At 72.4% G+C, this 6,351-nt stretch carries 5 protein-coding genes; 2 read left to right on the plus strand and 3 right to left on the minus strand.

All coding sequences use genetic code 11. The annotated features are described in order from the left end of the window. Positions 1–26: 26 nt before the first annotated feature. The 3 genes from DEU32_RS10190 to DEU32_RS10200 all read right to left on the minus strand — a co-directional run bounded on the left by DEU32_RS10190 (position 27) and on the right by DEU32_RS10200 (position 3,086). Positions 27–902, minus strand: a complete 876-nt coding sequence (locus DEU32_RS10190) for an SMP-30/gluconolactonase/LRE family protein (protein WP_114850410.1) — start codon at positions 900–902, stop codon at positions 27–29. An 82-nt stretch (positions 903–984) separates the two neighbouring features. Continuing rightward, positions 985–1,815 carry a DUF1206 domain-containing protein gene (locus DEU32_RS10195; protein WP_114850411.1) on the minus strand — a complete coding sequence of 277 codons (831 nt, stop codon included), beginning with the start codon at positions 1,813–1,815 and terminating at the stop codon, positions 985–987. Between the two features lie 104 nt (positions 1,816–1,919). Further along, a complete protein-coding gene (locus tag DEU32_RS10200; RefSeq protein WP_114850412.1) occupies positions 1,920–3,086 on the minus strand; it encodes an RtcB family protein in 1,167 nt (388 codons plus the stop codon). 529 nt (positions 3,087–3,615) lie between these two features. Here DEU32_RS10200 and DEU32_RS10205 point away from each other — a divergent pair. Beyond that, on the plus strand, positions 3,616–5,430 hold the full coding sequence (locus tag DEU32_RS10205; protein WP_114850413.1) for a glycoside hydrolase family 15 protein: 1,815 nt from the start codon (positions 3,616–3,618) through the stop codon (positions 5,428–5,430). A 49-nt stretch (positions 5,431–5,479) separates the two neighbouring features. Continuing rightward, positions 5,480–6,076: a DnaJ family domain-containing protein gene (locus tag DEU32_RS10210; RefSeq protein ID WP_114850414.1), complete on the plus strand. Its 597-nt coding sequence runs from the start codon at positions 5,480–5,482 to the stop codon at positions 6,074–6,076. Positions 6,077–6,351 lie beyond the last annotated feature (275 nt).

The raw sequence follows: 6,351 nt of genomic DNA on the forward strand, positions 1-6,351 counted from the left end.
TGACGACCGCCCACGATACCCGCGGTTCAGCCGCCGAACGCGGACGCCGGGCTGCCGTGCACGCGAGTCCGCACAGCGAACACGGCGCCGGAGTGCGGCGCGCGCTCGAGCTGCTCCTCGGTCGCGTTCTCCCGCGCGGTGCCGATGAAGAGCGTCGACAGGTCGGGTCCACCGAAGGTCACCGAGGTGACGTTCGGCGCCGGCACCTCGACGGTCTCCAGGTGCTCGGCGGCCGGGCTCCAGCGCTCGACCCGGCCGCCGCCGTACACCGCGGTCCAGAGACACCCCTCGTCGTCGCGGACCAGGCCGTCGTGCGCGGCACCGCTGACGAACGGCTCGAGGTCGCCGAGCTCCCCGTCGGGCCCGTAGCTCCCCCGGTAGATCGTCTGCGTGCTGGTGTCGGTGACGTACATCACGGAGCCGTCTTCGGACCACTCGATGCCGTTCGTGACGCCGAAGCCACCGCGGAGCACCCGGACCGACCCGTCCGGCGCCACCGAGTACAGCGCACCGGCCGGGTCGCGGTCGGTGAGGTCCATGCTGCCGACGAGGAACCGGCCGAACGGGTCGCACTTGCCCTCGTTGAAGCGCATGTCCGGCGTCGCGTGCCGGACCCGGGCGAGTTCGCGCTCGACGGTCCCGCGCGCGTCGGTGAGCACGACGGTGTCCCCGAGGGCGGCGACGAACCCGCCGGTGGCCCGCGGCTGGAAGCTCGCGAGGGGCGGCGGCAACGCGACGCTCGACTCGACCGTGCCGTCGGCGCGGGCGGTCGTGAGCAGGCCGAGCGTGATGTCCGTCCAGCGGAGTCGCTCGTGCTCGGGGTCCCAGACGATGCTCTCGACGAGGACGGCCTGCTCGTCGCAGAAGACGGTCACGGGTCCGGAGGTGGCGTCGGTGTGCATGCTCCGTCCCTACCGGTGGACGCCTCCGCACGCGTCCAACATGTTCAGCGTCCGCGACCCCCGCCGGGCGTCGTGGCGTCGGTCAGAGGCGGGCGTACTTCGCGCGGAAGAAGCTGTAGACCCCGTAGGCGAGGAACCCGATGCCCACCAGGACGAGCACGACCCCACCGCCCGGCATGCCGTGGATCACCTGGAACGCCCCGTCGAGCCCCGTCGCCTGGCTCGGGTCGCTCCGGAACGCCGCCACGACGATGAGCACGCCGACGACCACGACCGCGATGCCCTTGCCGACGTAGCCGACGATCGCGAGCACCGTGACGGGCCGGTCGATGGTGCTCGGCAGCGGCACGAGCTGCTTGCGGAAGGAGCGACGGACCCCGGTCACGACGAGACCGACACCGATCGCGATCGCCACGACGCCGGCCGCGACGAGCACGAACACCCCGCCGGGCGTCGCGAGGGCCTGCGCCGCGGCGCCCCGGCTCGAGCCGCTCGAGCTCTTGCCGGCACCGAGCGCGAAGGTCACCGCCGTGTACGACACGACGCCGTAGACCACGGCCTTGCCGGCGTCCTTCGCGCGGGCGGCCCAGGCGCGGGTGCTGTCCGACCGACCGCCGACGACCGCCTCGACCGCCAGGCGCAGGGCGAGCGCCGCGGTGCCGACCGCGACGACCCACAGCAGCACGATCCCGCCGGGGACCGCGGCGAGCTGCTGGAGCGCGCCGGACTGGTCGGTCTCCTCGCCGGACGCGCTGCCGATGCCGAGCAGCACCACGAGGTACCCGACGAGCAGGTGCACGATGCCGCTGCCGACGAACCCGGCGCGGGCGGTGGTCTCGAACCACCGGCTGTCGGCGATGCGCCGCGCCTGTCGTCCGGTCTCGCGCGCTGCCCGTTCCGCCTGGTCGCTCATCCTGACCAGCGTGCCCGCTCCGCGGCACGCTGTCCGTGACGCGCCGCTGCGCGCACCGGACGGGAGGATCGTGGCGGGGTCGCCACGATCCTCCCGTCCGTCGGTCAGTCGCCCTTGACGTTGACGACCTGCCGCAGCGTGTGCCGGATCGCGACCAGGTCGGTCGCGTCCGCCATCACCTGGTCGATCGGCTTGTACGCGGCCGGGATCTCGTCGAGGAACGCGTCGGTGTCCCGGTACTCGATCCCGACCATCGCCTCGCGGAGCTGGTCGTGCGTGAACGTCCGCCGCGCCGCGGACCGCGAGAACAACCGACCGGCGCCGTGCGGGGACGACTCGAGCGACGGCTTGTTCCCGAGGCCCTCGACGACGTACGACGCGGTCCCCATCGACCCGGGGATGAGCCCGGGCTGGCCGGCCTTGGCCTGGATCGCACCCTTCCGGGAGACCCACACGCTCTTGCCCCAGTGCGTCTCCCGCTGCGTGAAGTTGTGGTGGCAGTTGATCCGCTCCTGCTCGTCGACCGCGGTGCCGAGCACCTCGGACAGCTGCCGGACGACCCGGTCCATCATCTCCTCGCGGTTGAGCAGGGCGAAGTGCTGCGCCCACCCGAGCTCGGCGACGTACCGCGTGAACTCCGGGGTGCCCTCGACCAGGTACGCCAGGTCAGGGTCCGGGAGCTGGATCCACCAGCGCTGCATCAGCCGCTTGGCGACCGTGATGTGCCGCTGCGCGATCTTGTTGCCGACGCCCCGCGAGCCCGAGTGCAGGAACAGCCAGACCCGGTCCTGCTCGTCGAGCGAGACCTCGATGAAGTGGTTCCCGGACCCGAGGGTGCCGAGCTGGTTCCGCCAGCCGCCGTGCACGCCCGCCGGGTCGAACCCGGCCCGCTCGGCGAGTGCCTCGAGCTCGGCGATCCGCGGCTCGGCGGTCGCGACGATCTTCCGGTTCGATGCACCGGCGGACAGCGGGACCGCCCGCTCGATCTGCTCGCGGAGGGGCTGCAGGTCGTCCGGCAGGTCCCCGGCGGTGAACTGCGTCCGGACCGCGATCATGCCGCAGCCGATGTCCACGCCGACGGCCGCGGGCATGACGGCCCCGAGGGTCGGGATGACCGACCCGACGGTCGCGCCGAGCCCGAGGTGGGCGTCCGGCATGAGCGCCAGGTGCGGGAACACGAACGGCATCCGTGCCGTCGTGCGCGCCTGCTGCTCGGTGTTCTCCTCGAGCAGCGAGGCCCAGCTCAGGAGCTTGTCGTCGATCTTCTTCATGGGGGTGCCTTTCCGTCGTGACGGTTCGACGACGGCCGGGTGGCCGTCGGTGGTGACGGTCCGGGGCGAGCGGGACCCGCGCCTCCTGATCGGTGCCGAGCACCGGTGGAGGAACGACGGGAAGGACGCCCCGGGCCGGGTGGGCACGGGACGTCGGGAGACGGGCCGTGCCTACGCGGGGTCGCGGAGGGACTGGTTCGCGTACTGCGTCGCGGGCAGCACGACGAGCGCTTCGAGCTGGCGCTCGACGCGGCGTTCGTGGTGCTGCACGGTGTGCACGGCGGTCCTTCCGAGGTGCCCGGGGCGGGCGGTGCTGCCCGCCGGGTCCGTCCGGGCGGGGCTGCCCGTCGGGTGTCCGGGCGGGGCTGCCCGTCGGGTGTCCGGGCGGGCAGGAGGACCGACAGTAGTGCGACACGCCCGGGGTGCACAAGTCGTCCGGGCGTGTCGCGGCCGGGAGGGCCGGTTCGGCCGTCCGGGGCGGGGTACGCCCGGCTGATGGTCACCTCCACGTCGCGGGCAGGCTGGCGGCATGACGGAACGCACCCGCGACACCCCCGACGCGCACGACAACGAGGAGCGCACCGACGGCTCCGTGCCGCTGCGGTCCTACGGTGCGATCGGCGACGGTCGCACGGTGGCGCTCATCGCGCTGGACGGTCGCATCGACTGGCTGCCGATCCCCTCGATGGACTCTCCGCCCGTGTTCGCGAGCATCCTCGACGCCGAGCACGGTGGTCACGTCGCGCTGCGGCCGACCGGTGACGCGACGGTGGAACGCCGGTACCTGCCCGGGACGAACGTGCTCGTCACCACGTGGACGACCGACTCCGGGTCGTGCACCGTCACGGACGCGATGGTCACGGGCGTGGCCGGACGCCTGCCGTGGGCGGAGATCGGCCGGTGCGTGCAGGGCGTCACGGGCAGCGTCGAGATGGAGTGGGCCGTGGTGCCGGGCACGCTGCTGAACACCGCGGAACCGAAGCGCCTCGACACCGCGAACGGGACCGTCATCGGCATCGACGGCGTCACGATCGGCATCGTGCAGCACGGGTTCGAGCCGGTCCACGACGACGGCCCGCGCTTCTCGGGTCGCTTCACCACGAGCGAGGGGTCGAAGTCGATCCTGACCATCGTGGGCACCGAGAACGAGCCGATCTTCCTGCCGGAACCGGAGCGCACCCTCGACGCGGTCGACCGCACGATCGCGAACTGGTCGACGTGGTCGGAGACGTTCTCGTACGACGGTCCGTGGGCCGACGCCGTGCAGCGGAGCGCCCTCGCCCTCAAGCTGCTCATCTACTCGCCCACCGGTGCGATCGCGGCGGCGCCGACGACGAGCCTGCCCGAGGACCGGACCGGCGGGAAGAACTGGGACTACCGGTTCGCGTGGGTCCGCGACCTGTCGTACACCGTGCACGCCCTGACCCGCTTCGGGCTCCGCGAGGAGACGCACGCCGCCGTGTCGTGGGTGATGCGCACCATCGCCGAGCACGACGAGACCATGCCGATCTTCTACGACCTGAACGGCGAGAAGACCGACGGGGTCGAGGAACGCGACGTCCCGGGCTGGAAGGGCATCGGCCCGGTGACGATCGGCAACCGCGCCGGCGACCAGCTCCAGCTCGGCGTCTGGGGAGACGTGTTCGAGATCCTGCGGCAGTACGTCCGGGCCGGGAACGTGCTCGACCGGCAGACCGCCGGCGTGCTCGAACGGCTCGCCGACGACGCGTGCCACCGCTGGCCCGAGGCGGACTCGGGCATGTGGGAGCTGCAGGACACGCAGCACTACGTGTCGAGCAAGATCGGCTGCTGGCAGGCGCTCGACGCCGCGGTCGAGCTCCACGACGCCGGGATGATCGACGGCCCGCGCGACGAGTGGATCGAGAACCGGGAGCTCATCGAGCAGTGGGTCGCCGACAACGGCTGGGACGAGGAGCGCGGGTACTACGTGATGTACCCGGGCAGCGACGCCCTGGACACGTCGATCCTGCTCCACGCGATGTCGTCGTTCGACCGCGGACCGCGCATGGAGTCGACGATCCGCGCGGTGGAGGAGCAGCTGCAGCGCGGCCCGCTCGTCTACCGGTACTCCGGGATGGACGCCGAGGAGTCACCGTTCGTCGCGTGCTCGTTCTGGCTCGCCGCCGCGCTGGCCTGCGTCGGCCGGGTCGACGACGCCCGCGAGCTCATGGACGCGATGGTCGAGCAGGCCAACGACGTCGGGCTGTTCAGCGAGATGCTCAGCGAGGACGGCGACTTCATGGGGAACATCCCGCAGGGGCTGTCCCACCTCGCCCTGATCCAGGCGGCACTGACCATCGAGGAGGTCGCAGCGGAGTCCTGAGCGGACTCCTGGGTGCGCTGTCGCCCGTGCGTTGCATCATGGGACGACCATGAACGACGTCGATGCCCGGATGGACCGGCTGCGACGAGCCGCGCGGTACCGGTACCAGCAGCTCGTCGACAGCGAGGTGGAGCGAGGCTCGCTGGACCCGGACGAGGTCCGCGAGGAACGCCGACTGCTGCGTGCGCAGGACGTCGGCCAGCACGCGCGGATGCTCGTCGAACAGGCGGAGCGCCGTGGGGTCTTCGACGGCAACCCGTACCACGGCAAGCCGCTGCCCGGGAACGACGGCCGCCACGACCCGGACTGGTGGATCAAGGCGAAGATCGAGCGCGAGGACATCCGCGGCATCGCCCCGCCCGCCTTCGCCCTGCGCACCGAGGACGCCGAGCTCGACGGGCACCTCGATGCCCTCGCGACCGAGGACGACGTCCGCGCGGTGCTCGTGGACTTCAACGCCCGGGTGAAGGAGGCCAGACGGCAGCTGCTCGGCGGCCCGCCGGTGGTGACCCCGCTGCGGGACGTCGACGCCGAGGTCGAGGCCTGGGCCGCCCGGCGACGCGACCGGCTGGCTGCGGCGGCCGAGGTGGCGGGGGCGGCCGAGCGGGCGGCGCGGCCGCGCCGGTGGTGGCGCCGCCGCGACTGAGCACGCGCGACCGAGCGCGCCACCGGCCCGGCACGACCGGGCCGCCACCCGCCTCCCGGTCCTGCACACACGAACGACGGCCGGTCCCTTCCGGGGCCGGCCGTCGTTCGTGTGGTGCGGGGGTGTTACTTGATCTGTGCGGTGATGGTTGCGGTCCCGACGAGGAGACCGCCCTTGACGGCGTCGGTCTTGAAGGTGCTGTTGAGCAGCTTCGCGGCGTCGTCGGAGACGTGGACCGTGGTGCCGGTCAGGATCGCGTTGTCACCCTCGAGCTG

The organism is Curtobacterium sp. AG1037, assembly GCF_003349855.1.
In the GTDB taxonomy this organism is placed as follows: Bacteria; Actinomycetota; Actinomycetes; order Actinomycetales; family Microbacteriaceae; genus Curtobacterium; species Curtobacterium citreum.